The organism is Flavobacterium hibernum (assembly GCF_000832125.1).
Taxonomy (GTDB): domain Bacteria; phylum Bacteroidota; class Bacteroidia; order Flavobacteriales; family Flavobacteriaceae; genus Flavobacterium; species Flavobacterium hibernum.
Genome location: NZ_JPRK01000005.1, coordinates 363,532 through 384,467, shown reverse-complemented (window position 1 = coordinate 384,467; position 20,936 = coordinate 363,532). Strand labels below are relative to the sequence as shown.

Annotated in this window: 15 protein-coding genes and 2 tRNA genes; 11 read left to right on the top strand and 6 right to left on the bottom strand. The window is 32.9% G+C overall.

Translation table 11 applies throughout. From position 1 onward, the window contains the following. Window positions 1-56: 56 nt before the first annotated feature. Window positions 57-371, bottom strand: a complete 315-nt coding sequence (locus IW18_RS05975; protein WP_041516667.1) for an HPF/RaiA family ribosome-associated protein — start codon at window positions 369-371, stop codon at window positions 57-59. Window positions 372-867: 496 nt separating this feature from the next. On the opposite strand from IW18_RS05975, the gene IW18_RS05970 reads away from it, so the two are divergent. Continuing rightward, window positions 868-1,101: a hypothetical protein gene (locus tag IW18_RS05970; RefSeq protein WP_041516666.1), complete on the top strand. Its 234-nt coding sequence runs from the start codon at window positions 868-870 to the stop codon at window positions 1,099-1,101. Between the two features lie 319 nt (window positions 1,102-1,420). Here the strand turns inward: IW18_RS05970 and IW18_RS05960 are convergent, their stop codons facing one another. From IW18_RS05960 to IW18_RS05945, 4 genes are all read right to left on the bottom strand, one after another. Then, window positions 1,421-4,564, bottom strand: a complete 3,144-nt coding sequence (locus tag IW18_RS05960; RefSeq protein WP_041516664.1) for a DUF3427 domain-containing protein — start codon at window positions 4,562-4,564, stop codon at window positions 1,421-1,423. Beyond that, window positions 4,561-4,956 carry a (deoxy)nucleoside triphosphate pyrophosphohydrolase gene (locus tag IW18_RS05955; RefSeq protein WP_316931570.1) on the bottom strand — a complete coding sequence of 132 codons (396 nt, stop codon included), beginning with the start codon at window positions 4,954-4,956 and terminating at the stop codon, window positions 4,561-4,563. The genes IW18_RS05960 and IW18_RS05955 overlap by 4 nt, the downstream gene beginning before the upstream one ends. 95 nt (window positions 4,957-5,051) lie before the next feature. Beyond that, the gene (locus tag IW18_RS22630) at window positions 5,052-5,525 is read right to left on the bottom strand and encodes a hypothetical protein (protein ID WP_052480093.1); all 474 of its coding nucleotides are present in this window, start codon (window positions 5,523-5,525) and stop codon (window positions 5,052-5,054) included. Between the two features lie 474 nt (window positions 5,526-5,999). Continuing rightward, a complete protein-coding gene (locus tag IW18_RS05945; RefSeq protein ID WP_041516663.1) occupies window positions 6,000-8,462 on the bottom strand; it encodes an AsmA-like C-terminal region-containing protein in 2,463 nt (820 codons plus the stop codon). Between the two features lie 224 nt (window positions 8,463-8,686). Between IW18_RS05945 and trxA the strand changes: the two genes are divergently transcribed. From trxA to IW18_RS05895, 10 genes are all read left to right on the top strand, one after another. Further along, window positions 8,687-9,004, top strand: coding sequence for a thioredoxin (trxA, locus tag IW18_RS05940; RefSeq protein ID WP_041516662.1), 318 nt, complete (start codon window positions 8,687-8,689; stop codon window positions 9,002-9,004). A 311-nt stretch (window positions 9,005-9,315) separates the two neighbouring features. After that, on the top strand, window positions 9,316-11,892 hold the full coding sequence (locus IW18_RS05935) for a M1 family aminopeptidase (RefSeq protein ID WP_041516661.1): 2,577 nt from the start codon (window positions 9,316-9,318) through the stop codon (window positions 11,890-11,892). After that, entirely contained in the window at window positions 11,889-12,815 is a 927-nt protein-coding gene (locus IW18_RS05930) for a DUF58 domain-containing protein (protein ID WP_041516660.1), read from the top strand. Before IW18_RS05935 ends, IW18_RS05930 begins: the two co-directional genes overlap by 4 nt. A gap of 86 nt (window positions 12,816-12,901) precedes the next feature. After that, window positions 12,902-12,975 (top strand) — tRNA-Asp (locus IW18_RS05925). Between the two features lie 652 nt (window positions 12,976-13,627). Then, window positions 13,628-13,701: transfer RNA gene (locus tag IW18_RS05920), tRNA-Asp, on the top strand. A gap of 189 nt (window positions 13,702-13,890) precedes the next feature. Beyond that, on the top strand, window positions 13,891-14,712 hold the full coding sequence (locus IW18_RS05915; protein WP_041516659.1) for an AraC family transcriptional regulator: 822 nt from the start codon (window positions 13,891-13,893) through the stop codon (window positions 14,710-14,712). Window positions 14,713-15,075: 363 nt separating this feature from the next. Beyond that, on the top strand, window positions 15,076-16,386 hold the full coding sequence (locus IW18_RS05910; RefSeq protein ID WP_240475535.1) for a TolC family protein: 1,311 nt from the start codon (window positions 15,076-15,078) through the stop codon (window positions 16,384-16,386). 112 nt (window positions 16,387-16,498) lie between these two features. Further along, window positions 16,499-17,551 (top strand): HlyD family secretion protein, encoded by a 1,053-nt coding sequence (locus tag IW18_RS05905; RefSeq protein WP_041516657.1) that lies wholly within the window; start codon window positions 16,499-16,501, stop codon window positions 17,549-17,551. A 1-nt stretch (window position 17,552) separates the two neighbouring features. After that, window positions 17,553-19,136 (top strand): MFS transporter, encoded by a 1,584-nt coding sequence (locus IW18_RS05900; RefSeq protein WP_041516656.1) that lies wholly within the window; start codon window positions 17,553-17,555, stop codon window positions 19,134-19,136. 373 nt (window positions 19,137-19,509) lie between these two features. Beyond that, window positions 19,510-20,169 carry an HAD family hydrolase gene (locus tag IW18_RS05895; RefSeq protein ID WP_041516803.1) on the top strand — a complete coding sequence of 220 codons (660 nt, stop codon included), beginning with the start codon at window positions 19,510-19,512 and terminating at the stop codon, window positions 20,167-20,169. Window positions 20,170-20,393: 224 nt separating this feature from the next. Here the strand turns inward: IW18_RS05895 and IW18_RS05890 are convergent, their stop codons facing one another. After that, window positions 20,394-20,816, bottom strand: coding sequence for a hypothetical protein (locus tag IW18_RS05890; protein WP_041516655.1), 423 nt, complete (start codon window positions 20,814-20,816; stop codon window positions 20,394-20,396). Window positions 20,817-20,936 lie beyond the last annotated feature (120 nt).

The window sequence follows — 20,936 nt, the reverse complement described above, 5'->3', positions numbered from 1 at the left end:
AAATGGCATTATCCTGATTAAAGATAATGCCATTTTTGCATTTGATATTATATAGATTAATACGCCTTCATTTTTTCGAAAGTCGTAGTAAGCGATTTTTTTGCTTTTGCCAATGCACCACTAAATGCTTTTTCGAGCGTATCAGAGTGTTCTGTAACAGTTACGGGTTGTAGTTTTGCAGTACGAACTTCGATTACACATTTTTTATCGTTTACGCTGAATTTTTCTCCGTTTTCATCTCCAAAGTGAACTTCGATGCGGGTTATTTTTTCCTCAAAACGTGCTAAACCTTTTTCTAATTCGCCAGAAAAATAAGCTTCTAATCTTTCGTGTCCTTCGATGTTCTTGTCGGTATTGATTTGAATTTCCATATCGGTTTATATTTAATGATTGTTTCTCAAAGCTATCTTTTTTAGAATTAAAACACAAGTGAGTTAATAAAACATTAAGAAAATAATTGCACTTTTTTTTCGCCAAGTTTGTCATTCCACAAAAGAGAAATTCCGCCAAGTTTGTCATTTTTGTAGACGAAAGAAATTAAGATTTTTTATCATTTCGAACGAAGAGAGAAATCACCCAAGAAACTCCTCCCAGTTTATCACGAAAAATAAACAATCACCACAATAGTGTCAGGCTGAGCGGAGTCGAAGCCCCACAACAATAAGCAATCAAAATTCTAAATTCAAAAAGAAAACCCTCACAAATCAAAGTGTTTTTTGGTATCTTCGCAGTCCTAAACGTTAAAACATGAACTCGATTAAACTTTTGCCCGTGCGGTATGGTGGCGGTATTGGAAACAACTGCAACGCTTTTAACGGCGTAGGACACCTTAGCTACACGGGTTTTATATTCCCTAAACGTTAAATTATGAGTGTCAACAGCCTTTCAAAAGAAACAGAATTGAGGTTAAATGAATTTTTCAACCAAGAAACAGATCCTAAAAGTTTCGCTAAAACAATTCGAAAAGTAAATTATCTTCTCGCCCTGTCTTTAATGCGAGAATGCGAAACGATGCAAATCGACCCAAAATCAGTCGAAGAAGGTTATTTCTGGCTCAACGAACTAGCCGAAATTTTAAATCCCTATATGGAGATTGAATGATTAAATTATAATAAACGAAAAGCCACTGTGAAGTGGCTTTTTTTATTTTGGTTTTTTTGTCATTTCGAAGAATGAGAAATCGCACTAGAAACTCCGTTGCAATTGTCGAGTAAGCGATATTTTTTATATTCTTATAATTTTAAATTTTGTTATGTGATCACAAATATCACATTTTACTAAACTACTATCATCAACAAACATATCTATTTCAATATCGTAATCACAAACAGGACAATTGTAAATAACGTCTCTAAGTTTTATAGGTGGATTAAGTACAGTTGGAATTTCTAAGATTGAATGTTTTATCATGTTTTCTAAATTAACCTATTGACATTTTTGCAGATTCTGTCCAAAGATAATTTGGTATTGGTTCGTTTAATTCCCATTGTATATTCATTGGTTTTGAACCTTCTGTTTCTTTAAAAATACCTTCTCCAATAAAAACATATCCAATTGTGTTTTTATTTTCATCTTTGTCTTTTTCTCTAATAAAAAGTAATATTTTTTTATTGTTTTCAAGATGGTTTATGTACGAAACTCCTTTACTAGTTTCTGGGCCATAAGCATTATGTGATTGCCAATGAAATAACGTTTCGCTTATAGCATAATCCTCATACATAGTTGTAGGAGAAAAATTTTCTTCGGATTTAATCAAATTAATAAAAAGTATTTCTGTGTTTAAACTTTTATTTTCTGCTGCGCCTTCTCGATTAGATGATTTTTTATCAAATGTACTTAAACGGAAAGCTGCTAATATTTGATCTCTCGTATATCGAGCATGTAATTTTAATGGTTGTTTATAAGGTAATTGAATGTCAATTTCTTTAAAACCAATTTTATCACATAATATCTCTAGGACTTCTATAATCTCATTCACAAGAGTTTTATTTTTTCCTATCTGAATTATACTTTTCTCTAAAGAATCAAATCCTCCAGCATTTTGCCAAACATCGTAATGCAACATTAAAAGCATGGTTTTTTGATTTTCTTCGAAATCATCAATTCTTATATTAAAACCTTTTTTTGCAATCATTAAAATGAAATTGAAATAGCTAGTAGAATTGGTTGATAACCACTTATTCTTAATAGCTGAATAAATCTGTTTTTCATTTATACTTTCAAGATCTTTTATCACTCCAGCTTTTTGACATAAACTAGACCATGTTTCTTTTTTAGAGTAGATTGTTTCAATTGGTATATGATAAAATTCAATAAAATTATTTAAGGTTAAAGGTAAATTCGTTTGATGTTGAAAATTTGTGATTTTAGTTGTTAATTGACTTACATTTAGTGATGTAGCTTTTTTAATGTTTTCTAGAATTGTCTCTTTTGTTTTTTTCTCCAGAACAATAGAACAACCTAAAGGTAAATGTGGAAAATCATCTTCAATCTCTTTTTTAACAGAAGTTGTTGTTTTACCTATTAATGCTCTAAACTTACTTTCGAAATCATATTCAGGTCTTGAATTTCCAACAAAATCTAAAACAGTCAAACAATCTTTTCCTTCTGCTAAACGTAAACCACGACCTAATTGCTGAAGAAAAACAGTTAAACTTTCTGTAGGTCTTAAAAACAAAACGGTATCAATTTCAGGAATGTCAACACCTTCATTGAAAATGTCAACTACAAATAAATAATTGAATTCTTTTTTCTTGAATTCTTCCCTGATTTTGTCTCTTTCATTTGCATTTTTAGATGTTAAGTAATTTGCGTTTAATCCTGCCAAATTAAATTTTTCAGTCATAAAAATAGCGTGTTCAACGGTTACACAAAAACCGATTGCACGAACATCATTTATATCATTAACGTATTTATTAAGATTTGTAATTATCTCCCCAACACGAATATCGTTTTTAGTATATAAAGCTGTTAATTCGCTTGCGACATATTTACCTTTTTCCCATTTTACATTTGTCAAATCAATACTATCAGTAATTCCAAAATATTGAAAAGGACATAATAGTTGTTTATTTAATGCTTCAGGAAGTCTAATTTCTGCTGCAATGCGGTCACAGAAATCATCGAGGATATTTTCGTTATCCATTCTTTCCGGAGTTGCGGTTAATCCTAGTAAGATCTTAGGTTTAAAGTAATTCAGAAAAGGTCTATAACTTGAAGCTGATCCATGATGAGCTTCATCAAGAATAATAAAGTCGTAATAGTCTGGAGAAAGTTTTAAATCCTTTAATCGATTATTTAAAGTTTGTACGGACACAAAAAGATATTCGTTAGAATTAGGCTCAATTCCATCAACCCATAAATCTCCAAAATTATTTTCTTTTAAAACACCTTGAAAAGTCGCTTTTGCTTGTTGCAAAATTTCCTTTCGATGCGCTACAAAAAGAAGTTTAGATGATTTATTATTATTCCTAAAATTTTTGTAATCAAAGGCAGATATTACAGTTTTTCCCGTTCCTGTAGCTGCTACCAAAAGATTTCTATGTCTATTATGAATTGTTCTTTCAACTTCCAGTTTTTCAAGAATTTCCTTTTGATAGGAATAAGGTTTGATATCAAAATAAGTTGTTGTAAAAGTATATTCTTTTGAAAACTTACCTTGTTTTAGAGCAGAAACTAATTTTTCAGAATGGATATTTTTATCATATAATTCAAAGTCTGAATTTTGCCAATACGCCTCAAATGTTTTTTTAAATTTATCAATAATATGTCCAACTTCTTTAGTTGTAACTTTTAAATTCCATTCTAAACCATCAGTTAAAGCTGAGCGAGAAAAATTTGAAGATCCAATATAGCCCGTGTGGAAACCTGTATTTCTTTGAAATAAGTAAGCTTTTGCATGTAAACGCTCATTTCCTGTATTATAGGAAACTTTAACTTCTGTGTTTTCTAATGATGCCAAGAATTCAACTGCTTTCGAATCTGTTGCGCCAATATATGTAGTTGTAATTACTCTTAATTTTCCGCCTCTTTCAGTAAATTCTCTTAATTCACGTTCAAGGATTCGAATACCTTTCCATTTAATAAATGAAACTAATAAATCAATATTATCAGAAGATAATATCTCTTTTCGTAATTCACTTTCTAAAGTTGTTCCCGCATTTCCTCCAGTAAAAAGCTCGCTATGAATTAGTCTAGTATATGGCGTAATTTCTTTTAAATGTAAATCTAAGTCTTTAAAATGGGTATCAATTTTCGTAAAAACAGCCTTCAATATTTTTCCTTCTGTCTCAATTAAATCACCTTCAAACTTTTCTTTTTTTAATTCTTCTGTTAGAAAGAGAATTATTTTATTAGCAATTTCAATTTGAGTTTCTATAATATTTTCCCCTTTTATCAATGTAAAAGCATGTTTTATAGTTTCACCCATATGTTGTGATAATATCTGAGCTGCTTCAGCTTTGTCTATCGGAGATTTTTTAATTTGAAATGTATCTTTATCTAGTTCGTTTATTTTATAGTTTATTAGCTTGGTAACTAATTCTTCATATAATCCTTGGGTCATATTTCAAGTTTTAAAAATTCTTCAACGATTGGTAAATCCGCTTCGGCCCAATCAAGGTTTAATAATTGTGATCTTTCTAGTAATCTGTAATCTTTGTGTTCTGATAATTTAATTTCACCTGAAATATAATGAACTAAGAAAGGAATTAAGTTGATTTTAAAAGTACCATAATCATGAATGTTATTTGATAATTTTTGTAATACTTCAATGCTAATATTTATTTCTTCTTTTATCTCTCTTTTTATACAATCTATTTCAGTCTCATTAAGTTCTAATTTTCCGCCTGGAAATTCCCATTTTAGAGGTAATTTCATTTTTTCATTTCTTTGTGCAACGAGAATTTTTTCATCCTTTAAAATAATTGCACAAGTAACATTTATGATTTTAGACATCTTTAATAATGCAATAAATGATTTGTAAATACTAATTTGATAACGAAGTTTAATATTAGTGAAATATAATCACATTAACTATTCTTATTAATTTTTTAAGAGTTAAGATTTTCAGGATAACTAATATTAAAATAATTTTCAAAAGCCTTACAAAGTAAATCCTTGTCTACTTCAAACAATTCATTCCTAACATCCCAATCTTTGATATATTTTTCATCACTTTCGCTAATTTCTTCTCCATAAAGTTTTCGAGTTAAAATGTCGCTTAACAAAACGTTGTTGCAATGAGAATACTTTGGGTAATATTTCTCAATAAATGCCCAATAATCAAATTTATCTTCATCTTCTTTTTCTTCTTTGTGATCATTCTCTTCAAATTCTTTAATTACTTCGAATTCTAACCAACTCATTGCTTCGCCTATTCCTTTGTAAAATGCATTTCTTTCTACCCAAGTTTCAAAAGTGTACTTTTTTAAGTTGATTATTTTTTCACAATCATTTAAAGTTTCATTATTGTGATACTTCTTTATTTGATCTTTTCCGAAAATTATTTCTGCTAAATATTTCATTTTTTGATAACGTTTTTTTTATATTAGTAATCTAAATCATAATTTCAAATGTAGTTTTTAGGCGATAATTGATCCGCGTACAATTGACCTCATTAAATAATAGTTTTCAACGGGATATTAACTGTGGTTTTCAATTTACTCCATAAAAAAACGCCAATCATTTCTGACTGGCGTTAATTAATATTTATAAACTTTCTTATGAAACCAAAAGTCCTAGCCCCGATGGGAACGGCATCCTTTTGTTGCTTTCTTTAAGCAATAAAAGATAGAGTGTACAGCAGGAAATAGCTACTGGGAAATTTCAATATTTTAAATTCCAAATTCCAAGATAGACAAAGACTCTTCGACTTCGCTCAGAGTGACAAATCTTTGTGGAGTTTCTGGTGTGATCTCTCCTTCGTCGAGATGACAAGATTGGGAGACTTTGCGGTGTGATTGCTTTTGCCACGGCGAACAGGTCGTTCCTCGCAATGACTATTTATCTTTCTTTCCCCATTTAATTTTCATTTTTCCGGCATCGTCGAGTGCAATTAAATGCAGAACAATTCCGCGTTCGCGAACGGCATCGCGCTCGGCTTTGGTGGCGAGTTTAATATCGTTTTTAGAATTTCGGAGTGGGATGGTTAGCGCGATATTGGTTCCTCTACCAAAAGAGTAAACGCCTTCGGCATCGAGGTTTAAAACGCTGGAACTTATGGTGAAATTATTAACGTCGACTTGCTCGCCACGTAGTTTAAGTTTTCCTGATAAATCGCTAAAGGTTATATTGTTGACATCGCGAAACGGAAAAGCAAATTTCCCAATTTTTACAATAGGCTCGAAGTTTAATAAAGCACCCTGATTGACATTGAAAGTTAGATTTCCGTGCATAGAATTGGTAATTAATTCGCCATTGCTATTGATAAAACCGGTAACATTGGCCTGACTTGTTAACTTTCCTTTAATGTTGTTTGGGCTAAAAGACGTAACCCCGAAGTTGTTGAACGATTTTAAAAAACTCGCAATATCAACTTTGTTTACTTGGGCATTCGAGCTAAAAGCAAAGTTTTTTCCGCTAGGAGTTACTTCGCTGTTAAACTTGATGTTTCCGCCAGAAGTTTGTAGAAAACCATTTTTTATCACCAGTTTAGAGTTGATCATTTGTATGGTTGCAGTAGTATTTGTGGCTGATAATTTATTATAATTTATTTTATCGGCTTTAATGTCGATTACAACAGCGCATTTTTCGATTGCAGTTCTTATTTGGTTCGACATTGTGGGTTTTTTGTTGGTTTTTGCAACAACTTTACTTTTTTGAGAAGTGGCTAAAACACCCAAAAATTGTTTTAAATCGAGATTTGGAAAGTAAATATTCCAGTTTACAACCATTTTTTCTGGAGCATCATAATATAAGTTCAGGAAATTATTGATTTTTCCGTCAATGATAATCGTGTTTTTCTTGTGCTTATAAGTGATTTTTTTAATCAATAAAGCTTCTTGTGTAAAGTCAAGCTGAATGTTTACTTTTTCGGCATGTACTTTTTTTGGAATAAAATCAAAAGAGGTATTCTCGACGTTTACATTACCAATAAATTTAGGTTTATTGATGTACAAATCGACAATATCAAACTGAAACTGAAGGTTGGCTTTGGCATGACCTTCGGTAAACTGAATCCATTTGTCGTTGCTTATTTGGTTGAGTTTGGTAACATCAAAATCTGAACTTACAGTTCCGGTTGCCAATGGTTTTTCGAGATTATTAATAGACAATTGCGGAATTGTAAGCGGAATATTTTCGTATTCTGCGGCAAAACCATTTAGAATAACAGCCGAATTGGCGTCGTTATAACCGTCTTTCGGTTTGAAATTATTGGTAAAAATTCCTTTAAAATGACAGTTTTTAAGTTGTCCGTCCGGAATACTCAATTCGTTGTTTTTTACAATGGCTTGAACTACGATTCTTGGATCGCCCTCGGCATTAAAATCACCTTTTATGTCGCAGTTTACATCAATTGGTTTATTTAAGTTAAAGCGATTTAGTTTAGAACTGATGTTTGCCGAAAGTAAATTCGAAGCATTTTGCCATAAAATAGTAGTCCCAATGTTGATTCCAAAAAGCGCATTACCTTTGGCTAAATTAAAAAATGCGGTAATATCAAAAGTGTCGGTTCCAATTTTTAGACCTTTGGTCACAACGTCAATTTTTTCATTTTTAGATGAATACGAAACATTAAAAGTTCCTTTGAGTTCTTTTTCTTTGGCAAAACTTCCGTGTACGGTATTAAAAGCCAAACTTTTGATGTTGGTATCCAGAAAAACATCGGTTTGCCAGTCGTCGCCATCATAATCAACTTTCGATTTTAAACTGGTAGCATCAAAATTAAATAATTTATGTCCCAGACGATTGTCTAAAACAAAATGAACATCGTTGAGGTCGACTTGATCGATAGTAGTTTCGGTTTCAGATTTGTTTTCGGGAGCTTTTTTCTTTTTGGGTTTAAAGATATTAGCGTTCGAATAACCGTTTTCGGCCTTATAAACATAAATATCTGCACCGTTTATCAGGATTTTATGAATGTTGATTTCATGATGCAATAAACTCCATATGTTTAAACGAGCTTCAATTTCTTTGGCCTTTAATAAAGTGTGTTTGTGAGTATTCCATTGATTGTCCTTTAGTTCTACGTCTTTTAATGCTAAGGTGAAATTTGGGAAACCAGTTAGAAATTTATAATGAAAATCGCCAATATGGAACTTCCCATTAATGTTTTCATTGATTTTGGTGTTGATCTTGGCAATGATTTCGGTTTTGTTTTGATTGAAGTAAATAGATAGGCCACCACAAAGTAGTAAAAGCAGTAAAATGCAACCCAAAATAAAATAACCAAAGCGTTTGGCGTATTTTTTAAAACCTGTGGATTGAAAAAAAGTCTTGAGTTGATTTAAAATTGCTTTCATTTGGCCGAAATTTCTTAAACATAAAGGTAAGACAAAAAACGGAACTTTAATTTAATGTAGGTAAAGGCTTTCAAAAAATGTTTTTAATGTTAGTATAATTATTGACAATGCATTTATAATGAAAACTAATTTGGTTATGGTGTTTCATTTGCTTTAAATTTTTAAATTTGTACTCTAGTTTGAAACGAAACAATTCAGACAATAATTTTAAAAGATAAAAAATTATGGCATTAGCAATAACAGATGCTACTTTTGATGAAGTAGTTTTAAAATCAGATAAACCAGTAATGGTAGATTTTTGGGCAGCATGGTGTGGTCCTTGTAGAATGGTTGGTCCAATCATTGACCAAATTAGCGAGGAATACGCAGGAAAAGTAGTTGTTGGAAAAGTAGATGTAGATGCAAACCAAGAATTCGCTGCAAAATATGGTGTGCGTAACATACCAACCGTTTTGGTTTTTCATAACGGTGAAGTAGTAGGAAAACAAGTAGGAGTTGCTCCGAAACAAACCTACGCAGATAGTTTAGACGCTTTGTTGTAATCGTAAGATTATGATTTATATAAAGAAGGTTTGACGAAAGTCAAGCCTTTTTTATTTCTAATAGTTTTTTGCCACAGATTTTAAAGATTAAAAAAGATTTTTTTTTGCCGCGAATTTCACGAATTAACACGAATTATTTATTTAGGATAATGCTTAAAAAAGGTTGCTACAGATTAAAGTATTTTCATGGATTAAAAAGAAAAATCATTTTAATCTGCGTAATCTGTGGCAAAAGAATTTTAATTCGTGTTAATTCGTGAAATTCGTGGCAAACTTTTTTTATTTTTAACGAATCTTATATTCCTTTAAAAATGAAAATTTTCTACAGCTTTCTTTGCTTTCTTGCTTTTACTACAATTGGTTTTTCTCAATCGAAACAAAAACAAAATCTGGTGTTGGATAATGGTGTTTCTGAGCAAATGGCGATTTTTAGAAAACATCAAATCTCTAATGTAACTTATGGGTTGTCGTTTGAAATTCCGAAGCAAAAACAGCAGGAAATCAATTCTAATCTAACTTTAGATCTGACACTTTCTGATTTAAGCGAACCTTTGTATTTAGATTTTAAAGAGAATACTTCAAACCTAAAATCTATTGTTGTAAACGGAAAAAGTATTTCTCTAATTCACGAAAAAGGGCATATTGTTATTGCTCCTGAATCCTTAATATTAGGAAGAAATAAGGTTGTTATTTCTTTTGTTGCCGGTAATTTATCCTTAAATCGTAATGATGATTTCCTGTATACATTATTAGTTCCGGATCGCGCGAGTACTTTATTCCCGTGTTTTGATCAGCCGGATATTAAGGCAACTTATAAATTAAGCTTGACTGTTCCAAAAGATTGGTCGGTTTTGGCTGGTGCCGATATTAAAGAGAAAGTCGAAAAAGGTGATTTTATCGCTTACACTTTTGGAGAATCAGATAAAATGAGTACTTATTTGTTTTCATTCGTTGCAGGAAAATTTAAAAACGTAACCAAAAAACCTGGTAATAGAAACATGACGATGTTGTATCGCGAGAACAATGCTGAAAAACTTCGCGTAAGTACCGATACAATTTTTAATTTGCACCAACAGTCATTAGACTTTTTAGTAAAATATACCAATTATCCTTTTCCGTTTCAGAAATTAGATTTTGCTTCGATTCCTGTTTTTCAATATGGAGGAATGGAGCATGTTGGCGCAATTCAGTACAGAGAATCGACTTTGTTCTTGGATAATAGTGCTACAGATAGCGAAAAGCTAGATCGTGCAAAACTTATAGCACATGAAACTTCGCATATGTGGTTTGGTGATTTGGTTACTATGAAATGGTTTGACGATGTTTGGATGAAAGAAGTTTTTGCCAATTTTATGGCAGACAAAATCATGAATCCAATTTTTCCGAATATCAATCATAATTTGCAGTTTTTTGCGGCACATTATGCAAATGCTTACGCCGAAGATCGTTCGCTAGGAACACATCCAATAAAACAAAAATTGGCCAATCTTAAAGATGCGGGTTCACTTTACGGCGCTATTATTTACAACAAAGCGCCCATAATGATGCGTCAGTTAGAAGCTTCTATGGGAAAAGAAGCTTTTCAGAAAGGAATTGAAAAATACATTAAAAAATATGCCAACGATAATGCCGACTGGAATAATTTGGTCGAAATTCTAGATGCTGAAACTCCGCTAAATATGAAAAAGTGGAGCGAGGTTTGGGTAAATAAATCCGGAAGAGCCATTTTTGCAGATAAAATAAAATACGACTCTCAAAACCGAATTAAAACATTTGAGATTCAGCAAAAAGCTGAAGATGAATCAGATAATGTTTGGCCACAGATTTTTCAGATTGGTTTAGTTTATCAAAATGATGTCAAGGTTTTAAGTGCTAATATTAAAGATAAAAGTCTCCTTTTAAAGAAAGCTGTTGGGCTTGAAAAACCGCTTTCGATTGTATACAATTATAATGGTTTTGGTTACGGCGTTTTTCCGCTTGACGGGAATAACTTAAATTATATTTCAACGTTGAAAGATGAGGTTGCTAGAGCTTCTGCTTACAGTAATTTGTACGAAAACATGTTGATTGGAAATGTTACTCCGGAAAAAGCTTTTGATTGTTTTTTGAAAGCCATTCAAACGGAAGAAAATGAATTGGTTTTAAAAATTGCATCTAATAATTTAAATGCAGTTTATTGGAAATTTTTGACAGAAAAACAGCAAGATAAAGCAGGGGAATTACTTAGTAATACTTTATTGGCACGCTTGCAAGCAAATTTATCTGCTAATGTAAAAAAGACTTTATTTAATTTATTTAGCGCGATTGCTTATTCAGATTCGGCAAAAGCTAAACTGTATCAGATTTGGAATAAAGAAACAGTAATTCCGAATTTAAAATTAAACGAAGACGATTTTACGAATATAGCGATGAATCTGGCTATTTTTAAACATGAAAAAGCAAACGAGATTTTAAATAAAACAAGAACAGCGATTACAAATCCTGATAAACAAAAGCGTTTTGAGTTTTTGCTTCCTTCTTTATCAAAAGACGAATTAGTTCGAAATGCTTTTATGGAATCTTTAAAGGAAGATAAAAACAGAGAAAAAGAATCTTGGGTTTCTGTAGGTTTGGCCAATTTTAATCATCCGTTGCGTCAGGAAAGTGCTCAAAAGTATATTAGATTTTCATTAGACTTGGTTGAAGAAATTCAGCGTACAGGAGATATTTTCTTCCCGAAAGATTGGTTGAGTAATACAGTTGGAAAGTATTCGTCGAAATATGCTTTTGATGAAGTACAGCGATTCTTAAAAGAAAACCCTAATTTTAGTCCAATATTAAAACGAAAATTATTGCAAGCGACAGACGGTTTATACCGCGCTCAAAATATTAAAAAAGAAACCGAATGAAAATCGAATCGGAAATAGAGAAAGTCTCCAGTTTTCAGCATCTCGAAATGTTGGCCAATCAAGTTGTAGAAGGTTTTATATCCGGAATGCACAAGAGTCCGTTTCATGGATTTTCGGCAGAGTTTTCGGAGCATAAAGTTTATAATGCCGGAGAAAGTACCAAACACATCGATTGGAAGCTGTTTGCTAAAACAGATCGTTTGTATACGAAACGTTTTGAGGAAGAAACCAATATGCGATGTCATCTTATTGTCGATAATTCGTCGTCGATGCATTATCCTGAACTAAAATCGAATCAGCCTTTTTATGAAAAGAAGATTGGTTTTGCAGTTTTGGCTTCGGCGGTTTTAATGAATATTTTAAAGAAACAACGAGATGCTGTAGGTTTAAGTGTTTTCTCGGACAGTTACGAATATTATGCTCCAGAAAAAGGGAGCGATCGCCATCATAGAATGTTGCTTAATAAATTAGAGCAATTATTAGAACAGCCAAAAGTTAAAAAAAGCACAGATACAATTACTTACCTACATCAAATTGCGGAGAAAATGCACCGCCGTTCGATGATTATCTTGTTTACTGATATGTTTCAGTCAGAGGATGACGAAAAGCTTTTTAATGCCTTGCAGCATCTTAAACACAATAAACATAAAGTAGTTTTGTTTCATGTTGTTGATAATAAGACAGAGCTTAAATTTGATTTTGACAATGCACCAAGAAAGTTTATCGACTTAGAATCAGGTGAAGAAGTATCTATTTTTGCCGATAATGTAAAAGTAGAATATGAAAAAAGGGCAGAAGCCTATTTTAAAAATCTGGCTTTAACCTGTGCAAAGAACCAAATTAAGTACGTTCCGGTGAATGTTGGCGATAATTTTGAAAAAATATTGACTACATATTTGGTTGAAAAACAAAACTTTGGCTAAATGTTCAAAAATAATTTTAATTTTTTTTAGCAAAAGGCTTGCAGAAATGAAATTCTGTACTATCTTTGCAACCGCAATAACGCAGAGGTTTGGTAGTTCAGTTGGTTAGAATACATGCCTGTCACGCATGGGGTCGCGGGTTCGAGTCCCGTCCAGACCGCAATATTGGGAAAAGCCTTTCGTAACAGAAAGGCTTTTTTGCCCAAATACGGTATCTAAGATTAGTTGTGTTGTTTGCTACGACTTTGTAACTCGTAGCTGGTTTAGTAGTTAGACCAATGAAAAGCTTTCCACTTTTGTGGATGGCTTTTTTGATTTAAGACACTTTTGATTTAAACGCTAAGAGCGCTATCCCGATAGCTATCGGGAACGCAAAGTCCGCAAAGTTTTTTTTAAGCTTTGCGGATTTTTTATTTTAAGAAATTGATAAATTTCAATTTTAAGGTATAGTTTGTCATTTCGAACAAAGGGGAGAAATCAAACTCGTTGATAGATACAGATTGAAAATATACTTTGCGAAGTTTCTTATGTGATTTCTCCCTTCGGTCAAAATGACAAGATTGAATATTTTCTAGTGTTTTAATGATTGAAACTACTGGCAATGTTTTAAAATAAGACGTGTTAATTTGTGCGAAAAATAATAGTAAAAAACTCAAGCATTGGGAAAGAAGCACAGATTCGATTGAAATTTGAAATTTTGATGGTTTGGAATTTATTTAAAATCAGCGTATTAAAAATTTCTTTAATTTTATTCGTAAAAAACCCTTGCAGAAACGAAATTCTGTTGTATTTTTGCACTCGCAATAACGCACGGTTTGGTAGTTCAGTTGGTTAGAATACATGCCTGTCACGCATGGGGTCGCGGGTTCGAGTCCCGTCCAGACCGCAATATTGGAAGAAGCCTTTCTTAACGGAAAGGCTTTTTTGTTTTTATGATTTAACTGCAAAGTTCGCAAAGTTTTAATTAAGCTTTGCGAACTTTGCGTTTTTACCTTGCGCTCTTTGCGGTTAAACCATCACAATTTATATTATTCTTACTATATTTAATAGCACAAAACCGTCGTATTAAACTTCAATGGAACAATCGGGACACAAAGTAGATAAGTATTACATTAAAAAAGTAGATGCCGATAAAAAAAGCATTTACTGTTATCATGATGTAATGGGCGAATTGCTGATTCCGACGCACAAACACGACAAAGCACAAATGCTATATGCCGAGGGCGATGTTGTTTTTGTAACTACCGAAACCAAAACTTATTTTTTGCCCGCGAGACATTTTATATGGATTCCGAGTGAAGTCGAACACAGTATTCAGCCAAAGTCTGAAAACGTGATGATGCGAAACTTGTATTTTCCTGTAGAAAAAAACGAAGATCCGTTTTATCAAAACGAAGGTATTTATCCGGTAAATAATTTACTGCTTCAAATGATGCTTTTTACCAATCAATGGAGTGGTGATTTAAAAAAAGGTTCGCCCAATTTTGTCATCGCAAAAGCTATTAAAGCGATTCTTCCGCAAATATGTTTGACAAATTTACCTTTAGAGCTTCCTTTGCCAAAAGATGCACGCTTAGGTAAAATTCTACGTTATATCGAGAATAATTTGGGTGAAACCATTTTGTTTGCAGATGTGGCGCATCAATTTGGTTACAGCGAACGCTCTTTGTATCGCTTGTTTCAAAAAGATCTTAAAATGTCTTTTATTCAGTATTATACTATTCGACGTATTTTAAAAGCAATCGAACTTTTGCTGGAAAGAAAACTTTCTGTAAAAGAGGTAGCCCAAGAAGTTGGTTATAACAGTGTTCCAACATTTAGTAATACTTTCTTCAAGATTTTAGGACAAAGACCCTCTGATTACTTAAACGGAGAGGATATTTTGTACGGAAAATAGTTTTTTACTTCATGCAGATTTATTGATACTTAAAAAATATTTCACACAGATCCTGCAGATTTGAGTCAATTTTACATATAATTACTTGATTAACGGATTATAAAAGGTAAAATCTGCTTAAATCCTTTTAAATCTGCGTGAGATATTATAAATAAAATAAATTTTATAACAATTTGCTTTTCAGTAGTTTAATATAACGTTTTCGGAAAATAATATTTTAACATTTGTCCGAAATGAATATGTTGTTGGCTTTTTAGAATTATCAGTCACGAAAAAAATGCAGGAACTTTGCATCATAAAATTATTTATATATTCATGTTCCTTAAAACAACAAATTCTACAGAAGATTGTTTTCTCAAAAGCTTGTTAGTATTTTTAATCGTATTAACATTCAATGGTTTGCAAGCTCAGGAAATTCATTCGGTTTCTTTAAACGAAGCGGTGAAACTGGCAAAAGAAAACAATAAAAAAATCCTTAGATCTCATTTAGAGACAACGCTTTCAGAGCAAAACATTAAAGAAAGAAAAGAACTCCGTTTACCAGATATCGAATTAAACGGTGTGTATTCCAGAATTACCAATATTACAGAATTTAAAGGAAGCGGTTTCTTGAAAGACAAAGAAGTCACGAAAGCGATTCCTGAAATTTACGAGGTGAATTCGACTTTTAAAATGCCAATTTATGCCGGAAACAAGATTAACAACGCTATTAAAATTGCCAATCAAGAAAATGAAATTGCCAAAATAAAAACCGAAAAGACTCAAAATGATATTGAGCTTGAGGTTGTGGCTAATTACTTGGCGATTTATAAAATGATGGAACTTCAGAAAATATTTGAAGAAAACATTAAAGAAGAAAAAAGCCGATTAAAAGAAGTTCAGTCGTTACAAAAACACGGAACGGTGACCAAAAACGAAGTCATTAGAGCTGAGTTGCAGCTTTCTGATCGTGAATTGAGCGCGCTTACAAATTCTAAAAATATAAAAATCGCGCTGCATGACCTGAAAACTTTGATTCAGATTCCAGAAAGCGAAGAAATAGCAATCGATACGGCTGCCAATCTTGACGAAATGAATGGTTTGGATCCGTATGATTATTATTTGGAAAAAGCTTTTCATAATGAAGAAATGAGAATGGCTAGTCAGGAATTAGACATTAAAAAAACGGAATTAAAACTGGTGAAAGCAAATTATTTGCCAACAGTAAACTTCTTTGGAAACTATGGTTTTTATTATCCAAACTATAAATTTTTTCCACCAAATCCATATTTGTACACTTTAGGACAAGTAGGTGTCGAGGTGCATTTTGATCTTTCGGCTTTGTATAAAAACAAAACAAAAGTAGATCAGGCGAATACGAAAATCGAATGGCAAAAAATGCAAACAGAAATTGTAAAAGATGAAATTCAGGATAAGCTTTTTAAAGAGCATACGCAATACCAGGAAATCCTCGAAAAATTTGTGGTTGTAGATAAAGCTTTGGATTTGGCCAATGAAAATTATCGAATCGTAAAACTGAAATATTTAAACCAATTGGTTTTAATTACAGAAATGGTCGATGCAGATAATGCTTTGCTTCAGGCAAAATACAATAAAATTTCTACCAGATTGGATGCGATTTTAAAACATTACGAATTGCTGCATACTGCGGGTATAATGCCGGATCAGATTTAAGTTAGAGGTAAGAAGCTAGAATAAAGAGAATAAAGAGAATAGAGGCAAGAAGCTAGAGGCAAGAGAATAGAGTTTAGAAAACAGAATAAAGAAAATAGATATAAAGTTTATTATGGTTAAGATAAAAAATGAAACTAGAAGAAACAGAACGTTTCATGTATTAATAACAATTATTGCTTGCATATTGGTTGTAAGCGGAATCACTTTAGGGATTTGGTTTTATGTGTTCAACAGGAATCACGAAGAAACTAATGACGCTCAGATCGAGCAATATGTAACGCCCATTATGTCGAGAATTACGGGTTATGTACAGGAAGTTCGTTTTGATGAAAATCAGTTTGTACATAAAGGAGATACTTTGGTTGTAATCGATAATAGAGAATACAAATCGAAATTGAATGTGGCTCTTGCCGATGTTCAAAATGCGAAACAAAGTAGTGTTGTGGCCGAGAAAAATGTGGCGACAACTGCTAGTACAACCACAATTGGCGAGTCGCAATTGGCTGTTGCCAAAACCAACCTTTGGAAAACCAAATTAGAGTATGACAGGTACAAAGCGTTGGTAAAAGACGAAGCGGCAACATCTCAACAATTAGAAAAAGTTAAAGCAGATTACGAATCGGCGCAAGCTCATTTTCAAGAAATGCGAGACAGAATTCAGGCCTCTAATTTAAGTACTTCTCAAGCACAGGCAAACGTTCCCACTACGCAAACCAATATTGCTTCAAAACAAGCGGTGGCAGACAATGCTGCATTGTTTTTATCGTATACCATAATTACTGCACCTTATGACGGTTGGGTTGGAAAAAGAACTTTACAACCAGGGCAAATGGTTAAGGAAGGACAGTCGTTACTTTCTATTGTGAGTAAAGAAAAATGGATTACAGCCAATTTTAAAGAAACACAATTGCAGTATTTAACCATTGGTCAGGAAGTAAAAATTAAGGCTGATGCTATTGATGGAAAAGAATTTACAGGAATCATAACATCATTGTCTCCAGCAAGTGGCGCGCGTTTTTCGTTATTGCCTCCAGATAATGCAACAGGAAACTTCGTGAAAATTGAACAAAGAATTCCAGTTAGAATTCAACTAAAAGATGTTAATAAGCAAGCTGACTTTTTAAGAGCCGGAATGAATATTACTGTTATTGCCGAACACCACTAAAATGGAAGATAAAAGTATTTTTAAATCCTGGGTTCCCAAGTGGGCAATCATTATTATTTTGTTTGTCTGTTTGCTACATTCCATGATTTTATTGGGAGTTTATACTTCAAACGTAACATACGCAGCAAGTTTTCTGGACATTGAGCCCGAAGATTTGCAGTTTGCGATGTGCGTTACCTATGGAACTCTGCTGGCAACGATTTTAATCGAAAGTAGATTTTCGAGTTTTTTCCCCGCAAAAAATTACCTCATGGCCGTATATTCCGTAATTGGAATTACGATTATATCATCGGCCTATATTACCAATTTTTATCTTTTTTTATTGCTAAGAGTTGCCGAGGGAATCCTGATGGCGCTTCCGGTAATCACAATCAGACAATTGTTAATAGAGCAGTTTAATTCTAAAAACGCTATTATAATTGGTTTTTCATTCTATTATGGTTCATTGTTATTGTCAACGCCGTTTATTATGAATATTGCCGTTTGGTTTCTGGATAATTACGATTGGAAATACATGTTGTATGTTTCGGGCGGACTTCAGGTTCTAAATGTTTTCCTGATCTTGGTTACTTTTCGTGGACACAGAATTACAAAGAAAATTCCGTTGTATCAAATCGACTGGATGAGTTATATTTTGGTTTTAACGGCAATTCTTTGCGGAGCATACTTTTTTGTTTATGCCGAAAAGAAATATTGGTTCGAGTCGTCGCAAATGGTTTTAATGTTAATGATTGCCTTGATTACAGGAGGATTATTCATATTTAAAGAGCTTTTGGTAAAAAGACCCACTTTTAATTTTGAAGTTTTTAAATATGCCAATTTGCGCATTGGCTTTTTATTGTTTTTTCTTTTTTACATCAGTAGAGCAACGCTGAGTCTTTGTCATTCGGCAATGTTTTCGATCTGGAATTGGGATCCTTCCCGAGTTGCGGGCGTACAATACATAAACGGATTAGGAAATGTAATTGGATTAATTCTTGCCGCTTTTTTCCTGATGAAATCCGTTTCGACTAAAGTCATTTTTATCGTTGGTTTTACGCTTATAGCGGTGTTTCACTTTTGGTTTACGTTTCTTTTTGTACCCGATGTAGCTTTATCAGATATTATCATTCCGTATGTTTTGCAAGGTGTAGGAGTTGGGTTTTTATTCGTTCCGTTAATCTTGTTTACCACATCTTCGGTTCCGGCAAATATGGCGGTTTCATCTGGAATTGTTGGGGTTTCGGGGCGTTTCTGGGGAAGTACAATTGGTTTTTGCGTCATGCAAAATGCAACAGTATTCTTGAATAAAAAACACTTTTTAAAACTAAGTCAATTCATAACTGGCGAAAATCCCGAAGCGCAACAAACCATAACCGCAACGGCGCAGAGTTTTATAGCAAAAGGATATTCGGCAGATAATGCGAATACTTTGGCCTTGAAAAAAGTTTTTGGAACCGTTGCCAAACAAGCCACTTTATTGGCCGATATGGAAATTTATACCATTGTAGGTTACGGTCTTGTTGTTCTGATTGTTCTGATTGCGTGTAACCAGCATTTGAGACAAACCATGATTTTGGTAAAAAGTAAAATTTGGATCGGCTGATGGGTTAGTCTCACAGAGTTTTTTTGTTGCCAATCTTTGTCAGGTTTAATCTCGCAAAGTCGCAGAGTCACAAAGTTTTTTATTTTTAATGCCACAGATTAGGAGGATTGAAAGGATTTTTTTCTCATTTTATGTCATTTCGACGAAGGAGAAATCTCTGCGAGAAGCTCTACAAAGATTAGATTCTCGTTGCGGAGTTACTTGCGGAGATTTCTCCTTCGTCGAAATGACAACTATACGCTTAGTACGTTACTTTAATAAAAACTTTGCGACTCTGCGACTTTGCGAGATTCAAAAAAAACTCTGCGAGAAATCATCCCGCGACTCCGCAGAAAATAAGTATCTTGCAGCCGTTAAAAAACAAAAAAATATAATGAAACAGCAATGTGTAATTTTTGATATGGATGGCGTGATTTCTCATACCAATCCGCATCATGTAAAGGCTTTTGAGGCGTTTTTCGATAAATATCAAATTCCGTATACCAACGAAGAGTTTGAAGAACATATGTACGGAAAACACAATAGTTATATCATGTCACATTTCTTTAAGCGTCCAATTGCAGGTGAAGAATTGATAAAACTAGAGAACGAAAAAGAAGGAATGTTTCGCGAAATTTATAAAGACAAAGTCGATACCATTCCGCATTATTTGGAGTTTTTAAACGAGTTGAAGTCTCGAGGTTTCAAAACTGCTGTAGCAACATCGGCGCCACGTGCCAATCTCGATTTGATTATAAATACCTTGAAAATCGCTGATAAAATGGATTCTATGATGTCAAGCGAAGACGTTGCGCATCATAAACCAAATCCCGAAGTATATCTGGAATCAGCAAAACGTGTTGGAGTTTCTCCGTCTGATTGTGTGGTTTTCGAAGATTCATTTTCGGGCATAACAGCTGGATTAAATGCAGGAATGAAAGTTGTTGGTGTTTTGAGTACACATACAAAAGAACAACTTCCGCCATGTAGTTTTTATATCAATAATTATAGTGAAATAAATGTTGATAAGGTTTTGGAATTGCTAGGGAAGTAAATTTCAATAATTTGAATTCAAAATTATACGAGAAACCTTTGTCAAAGTTTAAAACTGTGACAAAGGTTTTTTTACCCACTTCCATAACCACAAAGTTGTCATTTCGAGGGACGAGAAATTACACCAGAATATCGCCAATCTTTGTGGAGTTGCAAGTGTGATTTGCTTCGCCTGTTCGCTATCGCTTGAGCCTCTCTTCGTTCGAAATGACAAACTTGGTAGATTCATTCTTCTTCCCAGAAGATTTTTTTATTATGCTCAACAAGATATAGACAAGTTTTTCCGTTTAGGTCTAATGCTTTTTTGATATCAAAGATGTAAGATCCTTTAGATTCTTTATTTCTCTCTGTACCACAATCACTCCAATTGAGCTCATGTATTTTTTTACTATTTAAAATTCCGCTCATTTGTTCGTATGGGATTCCGCTATCAAAAAGAAATTCCTTATAATCTATGTATTCTGTTGAGCTTCCATTTTTTAAATCACCAATCAAAGTTCCTGCAATTACTAAAGAATCAATATTTTCTCCAGTTTTATTGTAAAACTTTACGTGAAGATTTTTAAAGTTAAAATAAAAGATTGAGCCAAATATTATCAAAATAATAAAAATCAAGATTTCTGTTTTTCTTTGTTTTGATAATGTCATTTTAAGAGAATGGTTTGAATTTATTTTAAGTAAATCTAATAATAAATGAATAGCCTTCAGTTTTAACTGGAGTTTTTTTTATGGTTGAAAGGAAAGGCTTTAGTTTAAAAGTGATTTTTT

Bases quoted from the DNA above. Each gene is read 5' to 3' on its own strand.
- IW18_RS05975 (WP_041516667.1), bottom strand. From the start codon at position 371: ATGGAAATTCAAATCAATACCGACAAGAACATCGAAGGACACGAAAGA.
- IW18_RS05970 (WP_041516666.1), top strand. From the start codon at position 868: ATGAGTGTCAACAGCCTTTCAAAAGAAACAGAATTGAGGTTAAATGAA.
- IW18_RS05960 (WP_041516664.1), bottom strand. From the start codon at position 4,564: ATGACCCAAGGATTATATGAAGAATTAGTTACCAAGCTAATAAACTAT.
- IW18_RS05955 (WP_316931570.1), bottom strand. From the start codon at position 4,956: ATGTCTAAAATCATAAATGTTACTTGTGCAATTATTTTAAAGGATGAA.
- IW18_RS22630 (WP_052480093.1), bottom strand. From the start codon at position 5,525: ATGAAATATTTAGCAGAAATAATTTTCGGAAAAGATCAAATAAAGAAG.
- IW18_RS05945 (WP_041516663.1), bottom strand. From the start codon at position 8,462: ATGAAAGCAATTTTAAATCAACTCAAGACTTTTTTTCAATCCACAGGT.
- trxA (WP_041516662.1), top strand. From the start codon at position 8,687: ATGGCATTAGCAATAACAGATGCTACTTTTGATGAAGTAGTTTTAAAA.
- IW18_RS05935 (WP_041516661.1), top strand. From the start codon at position 9,316: ATGAAAATTTTCTACAGCTTTCTTTGCTTTCTTGCTTTTACTACAATT.
- IW18_RS05930 (WP_041516660.1), top strand. From the start codon at position 11,889: ATGAAAATCGAATCGGAAATAGAGAAAGTCTCCAGTTTTCAGCATCTC.
- IW18_RS05915 (WP_041516659.1), top strand. From the start codon at position 13,891: ATGGAACAATCGGGACACAAAGTAGATAAGTATTACATTAAAAAAGTA.
- IW18_RS05905 (WP_041516657.1), top strand. From the start codon at position 16,499: ATGGTTAAGATAAAAAATGAAACTAGAAGAAACAGAACGTTTCATGTA.
- IW18_RS05900 (WP_041516656.1), top strand. From the start codon at position 17,553: ATGGAAGATAAAAGTATTTTTAAATCCTGGGTTCCCAAGTGGGCAATC.
- IW18_RS05895 (WP_041516803.1), top strand. From the start codon at position 19,510: ATGAAACAGCAATGTGTAATTTTTGATATGGATGGCGTGATTTCTCAT.
- IW18_RS05890 (WP_041516655.1), bottom strand. From the start codon at position 20,816: ATGACATTATCAAAACAAAGAAAAACAGAAATCTTGATTTTTATTATT.